This is a genomic window from Enterobacter sp. JJBC (genome assembly GCF_036936505.1).
Classification (GTDB): Bacteria; Pseudomonadota; Gammaproteobacteria; order Enterobacterales; family Enterobacteriaceae; genus Enterobacter; species Enterobacter hormaechei_C.
Genome location: NZ_CP136935.1, coordinates 36,246 through 54,163, shown reverse-complemented (window position 1 = coordinate 54,163; position 17,918 = coordinate 36,246). Strand labels below are relative to the sequence as shown.

The 17,918-nt window shown below is 56.8% G+C and carries 18 protein-coding genes; 4 read left to right on the top strand and 14 right to left on the bottom strand.

The features are described 5' to 3' along the window. Nucleotides 1–4 precede the first annotated feature (4 nt). From RY075_RS00270 to RY075_RS00260, 3 genes are all read left to right on the top strand, one after another. Complete coding sequence (locus RY075_RS00270; RefSeq protein WP_014168006.1) at nt 5–307, top strand: PTS lactose/cellobiose transporter subunit IIA; 303 nt, start codon at nt 5–7, stop codon at nt 305–307. Nucleotides 308–445: 138 nt separating this feature from the next. Further along, nucleotides 446–1,825 carry a carbohydrate porin gene (locus RY075_RS00265; RefSeq protein ID WP_022650103.1) on the top strand — a complete coding sequence of 460 codons (1,380 nt, stop codon included), beginning with the start codon at nt 446–448 and terminating at the stop codon, nt 1,823–1,825. 144 nt (nt 1,826–1,969) lie between these two features. Continuing rightward, nucleotides 1,970–2,875: an EamA family transporter gene (locus RY075_RS00260; protein WP_023315096.1), complete on the top strand. Its 906-nt coding sequence runs from the start codon at nt 1,970–1,972 to the stop codon at nt 2,873–2,875. 48 nt (nt 2,876–2,923) lie between these two features. Here RY075_RS00260 and nepI read toward each other — a convergent pair whose 3' ends face one another. The 3 genes from nepI to RY075_RS00245 all read right to left on the bottom strand — a co-directional run bounded on the left by nepI (nt 2,924) and on the right by RY075_RS00245 (nt 5,257). Next, a complete protein-coding gene (gene nepI / locus RY075_RS00255) occupies nt 2,924–4,114 on the bottom strand; it encodes a purine ribonucleoside efflux pump NepI (protein ID WP_022650101.1) in 1,191 nt (396 codons plus the stop codon). 65 nt (nt 4,115–4,179) lie between these two features. After that, complete coding sequence (locus RY075_RS00250; protein WP_003861040.1) at nt 4,180–4,707, bottom strand: SRPBCC domain-containing protein; 528 nt, start codon at nt 4,705–4,707, stop codon at nt 4,180–4,182. A gap of 97 nt (nt 4,708–4,804) precedes the next feature. Further along, on the bottom strand, nt 4,805–5,257 hold the full coding sequence (locus RY075_RS00245; protein WP_003861042.1) for a DUF1198 domain-containing protein: 453 nt from the start codon (nt 5,255–5,257) through the stop codon (nt 4,805–4,807). 99 nt (nt 5,258–5,356) lie between these two features. Here RY075_RS00245 and RY075_RS00240 point away from each other — a divergent pair, with 99 nt between their 5' ends. Beyond that, nucleotides 5,357–6,259: a LysR family transcriptional regulator gene (locus tag RY075_RS00240; protein ID WP_061856893.1), complete on the top strand. Its 903-nt coding sequence runs from the start codon at nt 5,357–5,359 to the stop codon at nt 6,257–6,259. Here RY075_RS00240 and RY075_RS00235 read toward each other — a convergent pair. The 11 genes from RY075_RS00235 to ilvN form a co-directional block, all read right to left on the bottom strand. Then, entirely contained in the window at nt 6,247–7,251 is a 1,005-nt protein-coding gene (locus RY075_RS00235; protein ID WP_109948810.1) for an alpha/beta hydrolase, read from the bottom strand. The genes RY075_RS00240 and RY075_RS00235 overlap by 13 nt on opposite strands. 169 nt (nt 7,252–7,420) lie before the next feature. Continuing rightward, on the bottom strand, nt 7,421–7,666 hold the full coding sequence (locus RY075_RS00230; RefSeq protein WP_126296865.1) for a hypothetical protein: 246 nt from the start codon (nt 7,664–7,666) through the stop codon (nt 7,421–7,423). Between the two features lie 23 nt (nt 7,667–7,689). Beyond that, on the bottom strand, nt 7,690–8,163 hold the full coding sequence (locus RY075_RS00225) for a hypothetical protein (protein ID WP_045895476.1): 474 nt from the start codon (nt 8,161–8,163) through the stop codon (nt 7,690–7,692). A gap of 3 nt (nt 8,164–8,166) precedes the next feature. Beyond that, nucleotides 8,167–9,426, bottom strand: coding sequence for a DUF3289 family protein (locus tag RY075_RS00220; RefSeq protein ID WP_233132391.1), 1,260 nt, complete (start codon nt 9,424–9,426; stop codon nt 8,167–8,169). Next, nucleotides 9,381–10,160: a M23 family metallopeptidase gene (locus RY075_RS00215; protein WP_232967468.1), complete on the bottom strand. Its 780-nt coding sequence runs from the start codon at nt 10,158–10,160 to the stop codon at nt 9,381–9,383. Before RY075_RS00215 ends, RY075_RS00220 begins: the two co-directional genes overlap by 46 nt. A gap of 14 nt (nt 10,161–10,174) precedes the next feature. Further along, nucleotides 10,175–12,472: a type VI secretion system tip protein VgrG gene (gene vgrG, locus RY075_RS00210; RefSeq protein WP_232967465.1), complete on the bottom strand. Its 2,298-nt coding sequence runs from the start codon at nt 12,470–12,472 to the stop codon at nt 10,175–10,177. 150 nt (nt 12,473–12,622) lie between these two features. Then, complete coding sequence (gene uhpT / locus RY075_RS00205) at nt 12,623–14,014, bottom strand: hexose-6-phosphate:phosphate antiporter (RefSeq protein ID WP_023315092.1); 1,392 nt, start codon at nt 14,012–14,014, stop codon at nt 12,623–12,625. Nucleotides 14,015–14,146: 132 nt separating this feature from the next. After that, nucleotides 14,147–15,457, bottom strand: a complete 1,311-nt coding sequence (locus tag RY075_RS00200; protein ID WP_045336027.1) for an MFS transporter — start codon at nt 15,455–15,457, stop codon at nt 14,147–14,149. Further along, nucleotides 15,450–16,955: a signal transduction histidine-protein kinase/phosphatase UhpB gene (gene uhpB, locus RY075_RS00195; RefSeq protein ID WP_232967463.1), complete on the bottom strand. Its 1,506-nt coding sequence runs from the start codon at nt 16,953–16,955 to the stop codon at nt 15,450–15,452. The genes RY075_RS00200 and uhpB overlap by 8 nt, the downstream gene beginning before the upstream one ends. Then, nucleotides 16,952–17,545, bottom strand: coding sequence for a transcriptional regulator UhpA (uhpA, locus tag RY075_RS00190; protein ID WP_003861054.1), 594 nt, complete (start codon nt 17,543–17,545; stop codon nt 16,952–16,954). Before uhpA ends, uhpB begins: the two co-directional genes overlap by 4 nt. Before the next feature lie 82 nt (nt 17,546–17,627). Beyond that, nucleotides 17,628–17,915 (bottom strand): acetolactate synthase small subunit, encoded by a 288-nt coding sequence (ilvN, locus tag RY075_RS00185; RefSeq protein WP_003861055.1) that lies wholly within the window; start codon nt 17,913–17,915, stop codon nt 17,628–17,630. Nucleotides 17,916–17,918 lie beyond the last annotated feature (3 nt).

Genomic DNA, 17,918 nt, shown 5'->3' with positions numbered 1-17,918 from the left:
GATAATGATCGCACTAGAAGAAGCCGTAATGGAAATTATCGTCAACGCCGGGCAGTCCCGCAGCCTGTGCTTTGAAGCCCTGCACGCGGCGCGCCAGGGCAACCTTGACGAGGCCAAAAGCCTGCTGCGCGAAGCCGACGGCTACGCGCGCCAGGCGCACAAGATGCAGACCAAACTGATTGAGCAGGACGCGGGCGAAGCCCGCCAGCCGATGACATTAATTATGGTGCACGCGCAGGATCATTTAATGAATTCGCTATTAGCGCGTGAATTATCTGAAGAGATTATTCATTTATATCAGAGATAGTCTATGGCGAAATAATTTAATGTAATACCTCTGTACCTAAAACTAGAAATCCACTTGTTCTGATGATAGCGACATATTCTGTCAGATCGGAGCGGGATGGTTATTGTCTGAATAAAATTAAACTATATTGAGATAACCATGAATACGATTAAAAAACTTCCATTAACCATGGCGGTTATCGCCGCGCTTTGCCCAATTTCCGTCCTCGCTCAGGAATTCACGCAGGAGCAAATCGACGCCATTGTGGCGAAAGCGGTGGATAAAGCCCTGGCCGAGCGTCAGGCTAAAATGGATGCGGCGGTCGCGAAAAAAGCGGACGTGGTGACCGAGCCGCAGAGCGCGGCGCAATCTCCGGATATGGCGATCCCGTTCGGGGTTAAATTTACCGGCTACGCCCGCTACGGCGCGCACTTCCAGGCTGCCGATCAGAAATACGTGGCGGTGGACGGCTCCTACAACGGCGCGTCCGCCATTGGTCGTCTGGGTAACGAAGGCAACGGTGGCGAGTTCCAGCTCTCTAAAGCCTTCAAGGGCGAAAACGGCGCCATCTGGGACATCAACGTGATGATCGACCACTGGGGCGACGAAGTTAACCTCAAGAAAGCCTACGCCGGCGTGACCAACATTATGGCCTCCAACCCGAACGCCTACTTCTGGGCGGGTCGCGACTTCCACCAGCGTCCGCAGCAGGGCATCAACGATTACTTCTGGATGAACCACGACGGTCAGGGCGCCGGGGTGAAGAACTTCGATATCGGCGGCGTGCAGTTTGACGTCGCTGCCGTGGCGGCAGTGGAATCCTGTAGCCCGGAAGTGATGGAAGACGAAGCGAACCCGTCACGCATCACCTGTACCGGCGGGTCCGGCACGGGCGACAAAGGTAACTACGCGGCCACCTCTAAAATCCACGGCATGAAGCTCGGTCCGCTGGATCTGGAGCTGTACGCCAACTACGGCTTTGATTCAAAAGCGGTAGAGAGCGACGAGCGTCTTAACGCCTGGCAGGGCGGCGTGGTGCTGAGCCACACCAACGACAGCGGCGTGAACAAGGTGATCGCCCGCTACTCCGATAATTCGGACAACAGCGTGTTCAATAAAACCGAAGACCTGACCACGGTCTACGCCAGCTTCGAAGGGCTGTACAAATTCACCCAGGCGACGCAGGTGGAGTACATCCTCGCCTTCCACGATTACGACAATAGCCGCGATAAGACCGACAACCGCAAGAACTACAATGCCATCGTGCGCCCGATGCACTGGTGGAACGACGTTCACTCCACCTGGCTGGAAGCGGGCTGGCAGCACGTGGATTACGACAACGGCGGCGACAACAAGGGCTGGAAGCTGACCCTGTCGCAGAACATGTCTATCGCCATGGGGCCGGAGTTCCGCCCGATGCTGCGCTTCTACGTGACCGGCGGCAAGGTGGATAACGAACGCACCGCGCGCGTGAACAACACCAAAGATGAGACGCTGGACGACTTCAACGTCGGCGCGATGTGGGAGGCGTGGTTCTAAAGTAAAAGCAAAACGGCAACGAAAGTTGCCGTTTTTAGTGTTCGCTCCCTCTCCCCGTGGGAGAGGGCCGGGGTGAGGGCATCAGGCCGCACACAACCATGCTATGCTGTTGACCGAATTAACGACAACATAACAGGGGAGAACATGGGTTCCACACGCAAAGGGATGCTCAACGTCCTGATCGCCGCCGTTTTATGGGGCAGTTCCGGGGTTTGCGCGCAGTACATCATGGAGAAAAGCCACATTTCTTCGCCTTACCTGACCATGGTTCGTCTGCTGTTTACCGGCGTGATCCTGTTGACGCTCTCCTTCGTTCACGGCGACAAGATTTTCTCGGTCATCAAAAACCGCAAAGACGCCCTCAGCCTGCTGTTTTTCTCGCTGGTTGGCGCGCTCACCGTGCAGCTCACCTTCCTGCTGACGATTGAAAAATCCAACGCTGCGACGGCCACCGTGCTCCAGTTTCTGTCGCCGACCATTATCGTGGCATGGTTTGCGCTGGCGCGGAAAACGCGTCCCGGCATATTTGTCTTATCCGCGATTTTCACGTCGCTTGTGGGTACCTTCCTGCTGGTCACCCACGGCGACCCGACGTCGCTCTCCATCTCGCCTGCCGCGCTGTTCTTCGGTATCGCCTCAGCGTTTGCCGCGGCGTTTTACACCACCTATCCATCGACGCTGATTGCCCGCTACGGCACGCTGCCGATTGTCGGCTGGAGTATGTTGATTGCGGGATTAATGCTGACGCCGTTCTACGCCGGACGCGGCACCACCTTCGTGATCGACGGCGGCCTGCTGCTGGCGTTTTTCTACCTGGTGGTGATTGGCACCGCGCTGACGTTCAGCCTGTATCTGAAAGGCGCACAGATGATCGGCGGGCCGAAAGCGAGCATTCTGAGCTGCGCCGAACCGCTGAGCAGCGCGCTGCTGTCGGTGGTGTTGCTGGGGGTGGCATTCACCCTGCCGGACTGGCTGGGGACGCTGTTGATTGTGTCGTCGGTGGTGTTGATTTCGATGGATTCACGCAGAAGGGTTAAGGCATCGGCGTAGCCTGATGCCCTCACCCCAACCCTCTCCCACGGGAGAGGGAGAAAAGCACTACTTCGCCTTAACCTTCCCCGCCACCAGCAGCGCCGTCAGCAGCATCAGCGTGCCGGAAATCACCAGCGGTGACGTCAGCCCCAGATGGTCGAGCGCTACGCCGCCCACCGCCGCGCCGCAGGTGTTCGCCAGCTGGATCACCGCTACCTGAATCGACCCGGCTTTTTCCGCCTGATCGGCAAGCGAGCGGGTGATCCACGTCGACCAGCCCACCGGCACCAGCGCAAAGGCAAAGCCCCAGATAATCGCGATGGCAGACGCCACCCACTTATCGCTGCCCCACAACACCAGCACCGCGGCGCTGATCGCCAGCACCAGCGGGGCACCCGCCAGCGCCACTTTCAGGGAGCGCTTCAGGAACTGAGACGACAGTGAGGTGCCGACAAAACTGGCGATACCGAAGCTCAGGAGCACCAGCGTCAGGCCGTCCACGTCAAAGCCCGCCATGGTCATATACACCGGGCGGATATAGGTGAAGAAAGCAAACTGCCCGGCAAAGGCCATGAAGATGGCGGTCATCCCCGCCAGCACGCCCGGACGTTTCAGCAGCGCGAACATGTTCTGTTTGTGGTGCGCCGCTTCCCCCGGCAGGGACGGCAGCGCTTTCCACACCCAGATAATGCACAGCACGCCCATCACCGCCGCCGCGTTGAACACGTTACGCCAGCCGATAATCCCGCCGAGGAAGCTGCCCAGCGGCGCGGCAATCACCAGCGCGATGGAGACCGCGCCGAAGATGACGGACAGGGCCTTCGGCACCGTACGCGCGGGCACCAGGCGCATGGTCAGCGAGGCGGACATCGCCCAGAAGCCGCCTAACCCCAGCCCCAGGCAGGCGCGACCCAGCAGCAGCAGGGTGAAGCTTTCAGCGAAAGAGACCAGCAGGCAGGAGAGCGTCAGCAGCACGCTGAACAGAATGACCACTTTACGACGGTCAATGGTGCCGATCGCCTGAGTGATAAACAGGCTGGCGAACATCGCCACAAACGCGGTGACGGTAACGGACTGCCCCGCCACGCCCTCGGAAATGCCCAGATCCTGCGCCATCGGCGTCAGCAGGCTCACCGGTAGAAACTCGACGGTGATCAGGCAGGCGACGCAGAACGCCACGGAGAAAACCGCCGACCAGTTGGGGCGCGACACCTCTTTGGTCTGCGGTCTGGTTGTGGGCTGGATATGTTCTGTCATGGCATCACCTGAAGATAAAAACGTGCGGAAAAGTCGCGCAGTTTATCATCAAAAGTGTGACGAATTTAACGTTTCGACAACTTTTCTTGCATCGCTGCATTCGCCAGCCCAACGATCCACTCCTGGTGCCCGTTGATCATCGGATTCGGCACGGTGCGAGCAAGTTCCTGTGCAGGAACGCCTTTCTGCGACTCCTGAGTCAGAATACGGACGCGGTTTCCCGGCAAGTCTTCAAACAGCCAGGCGTGGATCACATCCAGACGCGAGCTGGCATCGCCCTCCACCCAGCCGTGCCAGGCGATCCGTGCGGCTTCGCCGTCAACGGGCGGAACATACTCCGTGACCTGCGCCTCAACCGGGAAGCCAAAGGTCGTAAAGCGGAAGCGGGCGTTGGCGCTCAGTTCCGGACCGCTGCCGTCGTGAAAACGAATATCTTCGGCGTTGCTGTAGTAGTTCGGCCACAGGGTAGTGTCGTTAAGCTGCGCCCAAATCTCTTTTGCGCTCAGCCCGGCGACGATGATTTCGTTGGATGCAAAGTTATCGGTTGTGCCTGGCAGGTAGTCGTTTGGCCAGATAATGGCGGATTGTTTCATGGTTCACCTCATCAGCGAGTGGATGAAGTGATGGTGCGCCTGCGGCAGATATAAATCTAATGACGATGCTTTATACTCTTCATCACGTTTCGTGATATCAGTGCAGATAAAACACGCCCTCTTCCGGGAGGAAAAGCTGGTTATAGCGCAGCTGGAAGGCGTCAAGCTCCTGCGGATCGGGCTCTATCTCGCGCATGAAGCCGAGCGCGAGGCGGATTTGCGCATCGGTGATCGGTGCGGCCAGGCGGGCTTTACGCAGCATGCGGTGCCAGGTATGCAGATTCTCTTCGCTCCCGTCGACGATGCAGACCTGCCAGATAAGCAGGACCTGGGCGGCGTTTTGCAGGTGCGCTTCGTCTGGGCGCTCAAGGTAGCGGATAAACTCATTGCCCGGCGTTTTACCGAACTGGTCGATCATCGATTCTACCGGCATCGGGGTGATACCCAGCCGTTCGCTCAAGCGTTTGATGGCGCGGCGGGAATCCGAGGTCAGGACACGAAACCCAACTACAAACACCACGGCAAGCGTTGCCAGCATTATCCAGACCATGCGTTCTCCTTAGACTAGCCGCCCATCATAGCGGGAAACGCAACGCGTCGACAGCGGGCAGCGCCATAATAGTGAACGGAAAAGAGGTAGCAAAACATCATGAAAGCGGATCTGCGCACGCTGGATCTAAACCTGCTGAAAACGCTTGACGCTCTGCTGGATGAACGCAGCGTCACCCGCGCGGCGGCGCGTCTTGCTCTGACCCAGCCCGCCGTGAGCGGCATGCTCAACCGCCTGCGGGACTACTTCGACGATCCGCTCTTTATCCGCGCCCCGCACGGCATGGTGCCAACCACGCGCGCGGAAGCGCTGGCCGCTCCGGTGAAGCGCATTCTCGCGGATATCGACGTGCTGCTTCAGCCCGTTGCCTTTGACCCAAATACCGCTCGCCTCACCTTCACTCTTGCCGCTACGGATTATGCACTTCGGGCGGTTGTTGTGCCGTTTATCGCCGCCCTTAAAACACAGGCGCCTGGCATACGCGTGCGCGTGGTGCCCGTTACCCCCGGTAGCCTTGTCAGCCAGCTTGAGCAGGGCGCTATTGACGTAGCGCTTATCACCCCCCACACCACGCCCGATGAGCTTCACAGCCGTGCGCTTTATGATGAATGGTACGTATGCATGATGCGCGCCGATCATCCAAACGCCGGAGAGCCAATGACGTTAGACCGATTTTGCGCCCTTGAGCATGTGCTGGTTTCTTACGAGGGAGACGGCTTTCGCGGGGTAACCGATAGCGCGCTGGAGAAAATTGGCCGGACGCGGCACGTGGGGCTCTCGGTGAGCCACTTTTTGGTTCTGCCGGACGTGCTGGCCCTCAGCGATATGATTGCCGTCGTGCCGTCACGCATCGCGGAAAATCAGACGGGGATGTTCATCTGCGAGACACCAGTTCCCGTGCCAGGCTTTACCAAGAGCATGGCCTGGCACGGCAGAACGCACCGCAATCCCGCGCAGGCGTGGCTGCGCGGGCTGTTGCTGCAAACCAGTCAGCGGGCCTGAAGCCCCTTAAGCAGCGCCTCGTGGAAGCGCTCAGGATCCTGCATCTGCGGCGCGTGGCCCATGTCGTTAAATTCCACCAGCGTAGCGTGCGGGATGCGCTTCGCCGTCTCCTTTCCCAGCACCGCATAGTTGCCGAGCGTTTTGCGGATCTCAGGCGGGGCGAGATCTTTCCCGATGGCGGTGTTGTCCTTCGTGCCGATCATCAATAATACCGGCATGCTGAGTTCGCTAAATTCGTAGATCACCGGCTGGGTGTAGATCATGTCGTAGAGCAGCGCCGAGTTCCAGGCCACACGTTCTTTTCCCGGCCCGTTGTTCAGCCCGGCGAGCATGGTCACCCAGCGTTCGTATTCCGGCTTCCACTCTCCGGCATAGTAGGTATTTTTCTCGTACTGACGAATGCCGTCGGCGCTGACCTTCAGCTCACGCTGGTACCACTGGTCGACCGTAATATGCGGCACGCCGCGCGCTTTCCAGTCTTCAAGCCCTATTGGGTTCACCATCACCAGCTGCTCCACCTGCTGCGGCCACATCAGCGCGTAGCGGGTCGCCAGCATGCCGCCGGTCGAGTGGCCGATGACCGTGACGCGATCGACGCCCAGCGTTTTCAGCAGCGCGTGGGTGTTATCCGCCAGCTGCTGGAAGGTGTACTGATAATGCTCCGGCTTGGTGGATTTGCAGAAGCCGATCTGGTCGGGTGCGATCACGCGATACCCGCTGGCTGAAAGCGCGCGGATCGTGCCGTCCCAGGTACCGGCGCAGAAGTTTTTGCCGTGCATCAGCACCACGGTGCGGCCGTTGGGCTTTTCCGGCTTCACGTCCAGATAAGCCATATCCAGAGGCTGGTTCTGCGAGGTAAAGGTAAAGTGTTTTACCAGCCAGCCGTAGTCAAAACCTTCCAGCTTCTCGCCGTAGGTAGGTGCATTCGCGGCCATTGCGGGGGAGGCCAGCGCCATCAGCAGCGCCAGGCAGGACAATCGTCGGGTTAACATGCAAGCTCTCCGTTAGCAAAAGGGGCTAAGGCTGCACGAAAGGCGGCAGCAAAAACACTGTAGAGCAAGGAGAGGAATGGGTGTGTAAAGCGGGGTAAAGGTAGTATGAAATATCGTTCTTATCACTGCTCGCAAACCATCCAGGGACGATACCATGAACTTCCGAGTGCTATCGTTCAGCCGTGCCTGCTGGTGGCGTTGTCATCATCCGTCTTCCGGTACGGTGCTGCGTAGCTGTAGTGCTTGTCTTACTGCGTACGCTCACTGTAGCATCCAGCAGCATGGTGGCTGTCCGGTAGTTATAATCCCGCGTGGCGACGGTACGGTGGCAACACTGTGCCAGTGTCCGCACATCCCAGACCGATTCTGCCGCCCCGTCAAGCAGATCCGATAGCTCGCGGTGCGGCAGACGCACATCAAACCGGTAGAATAAAATATTCAGTCCACAAAACTTAGATAAAGTTTTTTATTGCCAAACTCTCCGATCAATCTATCGCCATATATTTGCTTATCAATGCCTATATAAAACAACCTTTCATCTTTCGAAATGCAACTATCTATCTTACCTTTAAGACATAACTGATAATCACCTACCCAGTACTTAACTTCCTCACTATCATGAGGAGGCTCAGTCTTGTTTTTTATAAAAAGTATATAATCGCATTTATTAACAAAAGGCTTCCACTTATCCAAAATGAATGTTTTCTCTCGACTCCATAATTTAGCAAGGTTTGATTTCGTCAGCGGAGCATTATCTACCAATACAATAGTTGATTTACATTCACTACCCCAGCGCTTGTCATAAGTTATATCTTGATATATCCCAGATACTTTTGCTGGTTTTAAAAACAAATAAATCACGCTTATTATAACGCCGATAATTATCACTAAAAAAATATATTTAAACTTCATTTATCACCCTTCAACAACCATTGAAAACTCAGCCTCGTTAATGAATGGCATATATCCAAATTCCGTATAACGCTGAAGAATGAACCATGAACAAAACCATGGAAAGTCTTCAAACCATTTCCCATTAACATCAGCAACATCTAAACCAAAGTGATCCTGTATTTGAAATGAAATTTCGGCTTTAAATTTACCGTCACTAACATCTATATAATTAAGATAAATTTGCGTGGAATAAGTATCATGGATAGTTATTCCTAAACCATTAAACCAATCATAGTTATCGAATTTAGGAAGCTTAACACCATTCCTTATTTTTTCATTTAACACGTTTAAGTCATTAACCGAAAGACTCATATAACCATTGTCATCAAGTAATGATTTAATAAACCCCTTAATTTTATTAACACATTCCACTGTAGTTACATGTTTAGAAAATGCCTTATTCAAAAGATTATGCTTTAAAACCCCACCTTCGTTCGCTTTAAACTTTTTGAGCATGATATTTATAAGACTTGAATATTCTCCCCAAGCAGTCCAGTACCCCATACTATCCATGCTCTTAAAATGCTCATCAATAGTCTTGTCAAAATTGAAAAAGTTAACTTTAAACTCCTGCCCCCAAATGTCAACTTTGTTCATTTTTCCCTGAGCGAGTATCTGCTCTTTCGCCATATCACCGTACCGCATATCATCAGCAGTGAAGTCATTCATTTTTTTGATGGTTTTAAAGATCAAACGGCGCTCTGCTTTTTGTATCTGCGTGATAAATACTCGGGGTTCAAAATGCCAAATCTGACCACTGAGTTCCTTCTGTACCTCAGCAGGCAATTTATCAAAGAAGCATAACGACTTTATGTGTTCCTTGAGTTCATTGTAATCATCATCGGTCAATGGCTCGGGTAGATGATCTGTTTTTGTTTTTACCCATGAAAAACGCGCATCGAATGTTGAAAAATCCCACTCGAATGGAAACTTGCAAATTGAGTGTTTAAGCAGATCTTTTGCATCATCATTCTTTTTTTCTGCATATAACTTTTTTATAATTTTTGAATTACACTGGCTATCGCTGGATGCGTCGTCATCAATCAGAGACCATCCTGCCCAGTCAGGTAGTTCGGCCTCGCTGTAAGTCATTATATTATTAGTACAGACATCGACCCACCCACTTCCACCAGGGATCGCAATCTTAACCCACTGACTGTATCCCATGGCATTTTTCAGGGAATCAACCCCTGATGCTTCGCTGATATAATTGACGCCCACAGCAACACTGCCGATGTGGTCATAGAAACCATCATTTTTTTTCGCAGCGTTTTTGTATCTCCCCCACTGTTGATAATATATAAATCTTCCGTCGTAAGGTTCGCTGGAGCGTGCACAAAACCTTTAGGAATATCCCCATAAACAGGAGTACCCGCTGGGAAATAATAGTACTCACTACCGTATACAGGCTTTACCCTTCCCGGGAACGCAATATTTATCCCTCCATCAATTCGACCACACAGTACATCGAGCATTTTTTGCTCGCAACAAATCTGGAAGTGGAATGCATTTTTTCCATCCACGACACCCGACGTACCTAAGACTTGCTCACGTTTTATACGCTGTCCAATATTAGACAAAATTTCAAATCGAACCTGCTTCAGGTGCATGGTCAACGAATAAAAAACAAACTCGACAGGATCTTCGCCAATCAATATCTTATGTCGGATCAGTACACACCCATCGTCCGTTTTCCCATTATAAGCCAGTGGCTTTTTATCTTTGTTTTCGGATGGAGACCTGGCATAAATAATAGTACCGTCAGCAATTGCCCGGATGGGGTTGGCCTGTGCACTGGAAATATCTGTATGAGGAATATGTATGCCCCCGTGCCATGCACCCACAGGATTTACGGGATAATTACGTGCAGTATCGACAGGCATGCACTGAAAAACCCAGTCGCTGAAAATGCCATTCGGGGAATATGGTAATAAAATAGGAGGGGAAATATGCATCGTTCAATCCTTGATTATGAGAACAGAATTTTTTTAATGGACTGTAAATCTGTGACTTCGCCAGCAACAGAAGGTAAATCAGTTTCAATTGTATTTTTCCCCGCTGCCATTGTCCGTTTAACCTTCCGTATATACATCGCGGTCGTACCATACTCTACCTTCCCCGCCTCCAGCCGCAGGTAACTCCCGCCCCCGATGAGCGTGATGCGCTTCTTGCCCGCAAACGTGATGTCGCTCGCGGACGACAGGGTGAGCTTCTTTTCCGCGAACAGCTGCATTCTCCCGTTCTGCGCCTGCATCTCAACCGGGCCTTCACTGGCTTTCAGGCTCAGCTGGCCCGTTCTGGCAAACAGCCCGAGCTTTTCCCCCGACAGCGCCGTCATGTTGCCCATGACACCGGCACTGATATCCCCTCCGGCGTTAACGGCGACGTTTTTTGCCGCTGTCATCTGCATGTGCTCCCCGCTGGTCACGGCAACCCCTTCCGGGGCAGAGAACAGCAGGGTTTCGTTCAGCGGCTTCAGGCGCTGCTCAAACATCTGTATCTGGCTGTCCACGTCAGCTTTCAGCGCCTGCGCCTGCTCTGCCGCCACCTCCAGCTGCTGAAGCTGTCGCAGGCAGACGTCGATTTCCCTGAGTGCCGTGTTCATGTCCAGCACCCCGCCTGCGGCCTTCTGCTGTCCGTCCGCAGTGACAAACAGCCCCTTTGCCACGCGAATGACGCCGTGTTCATCGGTCCGGAGTTCAAATCCTTTGCCCCGGTGCTGCTCCTGAGCGTCCACCAGATGCCCGCTGTTGAGCTGCGTCTTGCCGTACTCCGTGGCGAGCCTGACGTGCTCCTCACCGCGCTTATCCTCCATCCGCAGCTTGTTGTTCGCCGGAGTGCGCAGCACGTTGCGGGTGTGGTTGTCGCGGGTCACGGGGTCGGGGTGTTCCGAGTCGTGCAGCGCATACGCGATGTACGGCAGGTCGATGTCGCCGTTGCTGTACGCAATCGCCACTTCGGTCCCGTCGGTCAGTGGCGTATGCCAGCCGTACGTTTCTCCGGCATACGGTTTCGCCATCCGCAGCCACAGGTATGCGAAGCCCTGTTGCGCATCGTTCCGGTCAAAGTCCATCCTGACGCGGTAGCGTCCCTGGTCGTCCAGGTGGGCGTAGATACCGTTCTTTTCCCGGCTCTCAATGCGGGCGGGCAGGGTACCGTGGATTTCCGGGCGCGAAACTTCCCTCGGGCGGAAACAGTACCGTTCGGTGTAAGGCATGCCCCACACCGATACGTGCAGGCGGGAATCACGGGCGCCCCGGAAAGTCACCAGCGTGAGGATGGCCCCCTCTTTCAGGGCATCAATGACATCGCCCTGCGGCTCCAGCACCTGACCGGGCGCGAGGAGTGAGGCATTGCTGAACAGGTGAATGCGGGCTGATTTATTGAGTTCCCGCTCGTGATGAAGCCGGGCATAAAATGCGCCGGATTCGGTTTCCGGCTCCGGGTCGCTGTCGTCCCCTGCCGTGCGGTACGGCGCGGCGTAGCGGTAGTGCTCACCCGTCGTCACCGCATCACTGCGTACGCTGACCGTCGCATCCATCGGCGTGGTGGCTGTCCGGTAGTTGTAATCCCGTGTGGCGACGGTGCCGGTGACAATCCTGTGCCAGGTGCGCACATCCCAGACGGATTCTGCTGCGCCGTCGAACAGACCCGACGGCTCGCGGTACGGCAGGCGCACATCAAAGTGATAGTTCAGCTGGCTGTCGGCAAAAATGTACGTATCCAGACCGCGCACATCATCCATCTCCGTGCGCCAGTAAATCCCCACCTCTGACAGAATGCGCTGGATAAACTGTAAATCCGTCTCCCGCCACTGGGTGATAAGTTCACGCGCCGGATAGCTGCGCTCCAGACGAAACTCAAAGTCCGGCCCATCCAGCCCGTGTCTGCGCAGCACCTGTTCCACCACCTCCGGCACGGACTGGTTCTGGAAAATGCGGCACTGGCGGGTGCGGCTGAGCAGCGCCAGACGGGAACTCAGCTCCACCTGGTAATGCGACTGGTCGGCGGTGGTGGAAAGCCACTCCAGACGGGTGATGATGCCGTGCACTGCCTTCCCGCTGCGCATGCGCAGGGTGGCGTACTTTATCAGTACCTCTTCGGGGGCGAGATTATTCTGCGGGTTGGTGAAGTCGATGGTCCAGCGGAAGGGCTCGCTGAGGGCCTCGCGGCCCTTAAAACGCAGCACGTCGGGCGTGACGCGGGAGTCCGTAATGTCCAGGGTGTAACGGGTCTGTCCGTCGAAGAGCGCCAGCCAGTTATCCATAACAAAGACCTGATTTAAAATGTGGTTAAATCAGAATGTTTGCATGTTGAGATAACGGGGTAAATACAAATCTTTGATTTGAATAAGGATGGTCTTTTTTTAAGAAAAAAGCCCGGCATCACACACCGGGCAAAGAAGTTACCTGCACACTCAGGCTACTTTTAATTTCTGCGCACGGTTCTCACGGCGGATCTTACGCTCTTCCAGCACCGCGACCATCGCCATCAGGACGATACAGCCGATCGCTGCCGCATCCAGCGCCGCGAAGGTGCCCGCCCAGCCGGTGAGGCCGAAAATTGGCGTACCGTCGGCGATCATCCCCAGGCCAAGCTTGGCGAAGCTGTCGCCGATCAGGTAGGCGAAGGTGCCTTTAATCCCATCGGCGGCGCCGATCGCTTTTTTCGGCACGAACCCTACGGCCGCCACGCCAATCAGCAGCTGAGGGCCAAACACCAGGAAGCCGAGCGCGAACAGGGACGCCAGATAAACGTACTGGTTGCTGGCGTGCTGGTAAACGCCGAGCGTGGCGATAATCAGCGCCAGCGCGATGCAGGCCACCAGCGCGCGACGGCCGTTGGCGAGGTCGGAGAGCCAGCCCCACAGCAGCGTGCCGACCAGCGCGCCCACTTCGAACAGGGTGAAGCCCTGAATCGCCACCTCTTTAGAAAGCTTCAGCTCCTGGAAAGCATACACGGTTGACCACTGGTCGATACCGATACGCACCACGTACAGGAAGATGTTCGAGAAGCACAGCAGCCAAATCACTTTGTTTTTCAGCACGTACTCAACAAAGATCTGCCATTTGGTCATCTCGTTCTCTTCGGTCTCTTTGTCCTCTTCGCTGATCTCCTCGCCGAACAGCTCTTCGGCTTTGCCGAGGCCGTACGATTCCGGGGAGTCGCTGCCGTAGCGAAGGCCGATAAAGCCGACGATCAGGGCGATAATCGACGGGAAGATAAACATGCCGATCACATGGCCGTCGAACAGGTAGTTTGCGCCAAACAGCGCCACGCCAGCCGCGCCCGCTCCGCCGAGGTTGTGGGAGATGTTCCACATGCCGAGGTAGGAACCACGCTTGCGGCGTGGGGTCCATTTGGTAATGGTGGAGTAGCTGCACGACCCGCCGGTACTCTGGAAAAAACCGCTCAGGGCGTAGAAGGCGATCATCAGGAACAGGCTGACGGAGCCCGCGCCCATGCTGGCGCTGAAGCCGAGCATACAGATAGCGGAGAGGATCAGCATAAACGGCAGGAACTGCTTGGTGTTTTTGCCGTCCGCGTAGTAGGACACAACCGTTTTCCCCACGCCGTAGGTGATGGAAAAGCCCAGGCCAATCATCCCCAGTTGGGTCATGCTCAGCCCGTAGGTCGAGATCATGTCGTTCTGCGCGATGTTAAAGTTTTTGCGGATCAGATACATGGTCAGGTAGCCGATGAAGACCACCAGATAAGACTGCATGAACGGTTTGAACCACATCTTGCGCCGCACGTCGAGCGGCAGATCCAGGGTCGGCTTGCGCACCTGGTTTAAGAAGGCCAGCATGGTTGGTTTACTCCTGAGCTGATTTTTGCAGCATTGTAAAAACCAGCCAGGAGAGATGCCTGAGACAGCGTCCAGGTGAAACCGGGAAAATTTCTTAGTTTTGCGCGTCTCGGCAGCAAAAGGTGAGGCGCGTCACGCTTCGCGCGGTGCCTGCGCGTGCAAAAACGGCAGTAAAAGCAGGGCGGAGATGCCCGCCGCGATGGCGATCACCGCGAAGAACCCGCTCCAGTGCCAGATGTCGATCACCCGCGCCAGCGGCCAGCCGGAGAGCGATGCGCCAAGGTAGGCAAACAGCCCGACAAAGCCCGTCGCCGCGCCGGCCGCCTCTTTGTGGGAACACTCCGCCGCCGCCATGCCGATCAGCATCTGCGGGCCAAAGACGAAAAATCCGATGGTGAAGAAGCACGCCGCCTGCATCACGTAGCTGGCGAACGGCATCAACCATAGTGAGCCGACGGAGAGCAGGATCCCGGCGGCAAAAATCAGGTTCATCGGGCCGCGGTTGCCGTTGAATAGCTTGTCTGAGCCCCAGCCCGCCACCAGCGCGCCGATAAACCCGCCCAGTTCAAACATGGTCACCGCCGAGTTGGCGGTCACCAGATCCACGCCGAGCGTCTCGGACATGTACAGATTGCCCCAGTCGTTGATGGCCGCGCGCACCACGTAGACCAGCACGTAGCAGAGCGACAGCAGCCAGATGTAGGGGTTTTTCAGCACGTATTTGGTGAGGATCTCCTGGCGGGACAGCCCGGCCCCTTCCTGCTGCTGGGCGATCTCCATCTCGTCGTGCCGCCAGTCGCCCACCGGTGGAAGGCCAACGGTCTGCGGCCTGTCGCGCAGGCGCCAGCAGAGGAACAGCCCGGCGACAATCGCGAGGCCACCGGCTATCATCATCCCCGCGCGCCAGCCGTAGTGCAGCGCCGCGGCACCCACCACCATCGGGATCAGCGCCCCGCCGACGTTATGCGCGGTGTTCCATATCGCCCACCAGCCGCCACGCTCGTTGCGTGAGTACCAGGCGGTCAGCAGGCGGGCGCAGACCGGCGCGCCCCAGCCCTGGAAAAAGGCGTTCAGCGCCCACAGCAGGGCGAAGGCCCAGAGCGAGGTGGAGAAGCCAAACAGAATATTCACCACGCCGGTGGCGATCAGCCCGACGCCCATAAAATAACGCGCGTTGGAGCGATCGCTGACGATGCCGGAGAAGAACTTCGACAGGCCGTAGGTGATATAAAACAGCGTCGCCAGCAGGCCGATATCGGTGCGGGTCATCACGCCGCTGGCGAGAATTTCAGGCGCGGCGGCGTTGAAGCTTTTGCGGGTAAAGTAGAACAGCGCGTAGCCGAGCCAGATGGTAATCAGGATATGGCGACGCCAGTAGCGGTAGCGGGAGTCGATTTCCGCTTTGTTGCTTAGCGGGGCGACGCTGGCGGGGGTTTTAAACATGATGCGTCCTTAACGGCAAACTGACGCTGACGCGCGTCCCGTGGGTGCAGGAGAGGCTCAGCGTGCCGCCAAGCGCCTTTACGCGCTCGCGCATGCCCGCCAGGCCAAAGCCCTGCTGCCCGGAGCCCGGCGGCAGGCCGCAGCCGTCGTCTTCAATCACCAGCATCAGGCGCTCGTCCTGCTGCCAGCCCTGGATCGTGACCGCGCTGGCACTGGCATGTTTGACGATATTGTTCAGCCCCTCCTGACAGACGCGGAACAGGGTTACGCGCTGGCCTTCGCTCAGCGCAGGTTCGCTAATGCGCCAGTCGAGATGGCTGACAATGCCGCGGCTTTCCAGCTCCATCTCGCGCATCAGAGAGCGTACCGCCTGCTCCAGGGAGAGATCGTCAAGCTGGCGCGGGCGCAGCCGCCCTAACAGGCGACGAACGGAATCATAGACGCCCAGCGAAAGCTGTTCGATATGCGCCCCGCCCTGCTTCACGCCCGCGTTTTCTGCCGCCAGGCGCTGAACAATGCCCGCCTGGGTACGGATGGCGGTGATGGTCTGGCCGATGTCGTCGTGCAGCTCGCGGGCAACCTCTTGCCGCACGCTCTCTTCCGTCTCCAGCAGACGCTCCGCCAGACGGCGGTTGCGCGCCAGCTCGGTCTGCAGGGACTGGTTCAGCTCGCGCAGGCGCTGTATGCCCGCGCCGAGCAGCAGCCCGGTCAGGCTCTGGGCCAGCAGGGAAAGCAGTAAATCTACCGGATGATCGTGCCAGGTCTGGCTGGCAATCAGCGCGATGGCGTTCATCAGCGTGGCGATCAATGCGCCCTGCCAGCCGTAGTGCCAGGCAAGGGCGATGATCGGCAGCGCCAGACAAAACGGCGTGAAGCGTGATAATTCAGCGGGGAGACCAAGCTGGAGCCACAGGCTCACCACAAACAGCAGCAGATACCAGATGAGATGCCGGGCGCGCCAGTTCACCGGCTGGGAGACCAGCGCCGGGCCGAGCGGCTGCCAGACAGTGCTTGTAAGATAATGCCAGATCACAAGGCAGGTCGGGGCCAGCGTCAGGCCGCCGGTAAGGGTCAGCAGCAGGGCGTTAAGCACCTCCTTTTCACCCACCCACGGCAGAGACTGCAACAGCGCGGCGGCAATTAGCGCCGCCCCCTGACGCAGCAGCGTGCGCCAGTCGCGCTGGTGACGGTAGCGGGAAATCAGGGCGACCGGGATAAGCGTGAGCAGGCTTCCGGTCATCAATAACGGCAGATGCGCCAGCGCCACTTCCTGCGCCAGCCAGATCAGCATCAGCCACTCTGCGCCCAGCAGCACCGGCCAGTAGCCGCGCGGGCATTGCAGCATCAGCCCCAGACGCAGGCCAAAGGGGAACAGCAGCACCGCCAGCTCCGGGCGTTCCACCAGATGCAGGCTGATACTCCACAGGCAGAACCACGCGGCGGAGAAGATAAAAAAGCTGGCGACAACGGCGATCAGCCGCGAAAAAAGGGAGTTCATTGCCAGCTGTCAAACATACGGCGCGCCAGCTCGACATCGTTACTGACGTTGAGTTTTTCCATCAGGTTGGCGCGATGAACGTGAACGGTCTTTGGCGACAACCCCAGCTCTACGGCAATCTCTTTCACCGACATGCCCTGGGCAAGTTTCTCTGCCACCTGACGCTCGCGTCTGGTGAGTGGATCCTGCCGTCCCGCCGCCAGCTTGATGGCGATATCCGGCGTCAGGTAGCAGCCGCCGGTGGAGACGGTGCGCACGGCGGCGATCAGCTCATCCGGGCTACAGCGTTTTGAGAGGAACCCGCGCGCCCCCGCGTTGAGCGCCTGCTCGACCAGCGCCGGGCTGTCGTGGACCGAGAGCATAATGGTCGCCATTCCTTTCGGCAGCTGGCTTAACAGCTCAAGCCCGGAGAGATCCGGCATTGAGATATCGCAGATACAGACCTGCACCCCGCGCCCCGGCAGGCCCGCCAGCGCCTCGCGACCGGAGCCAAACTCGGCCACGACCTGGAAATCCGGTTCGAGGTTGAGAAGCTGGGCAAAGCCAGAGCGGACGATAAGGTGGTCGTCAATAAGGGCGATGGTGGTCATGTGTGTTCCTGCGGTCTGAAAAAGCCGGATGGCGCTGCGCTTATCCGGCCTACAAGAGCGAAAGACGCTTACCTTAAGCGATCTATTCGAAGAACACCGCAATTTTGTTAAACATGGTGGGATCGGACTGGTTGCGCGCCACGTTGGTGACGTCTTCCAGCTTGTCGATCTGCGCTATCATCTGCTCCAGACGCTGGTCGTCGTTGACCAGTAGCCAGATGCGGCTGTGCTCGCTGCCCTGAATCGGCAGGCAGAGAATGCCTTCCACGTTAAATGCCCGGCGGGCAAACAGCCCGCAGACGTGGGTCATGACGCCAGGGTGGTTGCGGACGGTGAGTTCCAGAATGACGTTATCATGTTGTTTCTGCATGGC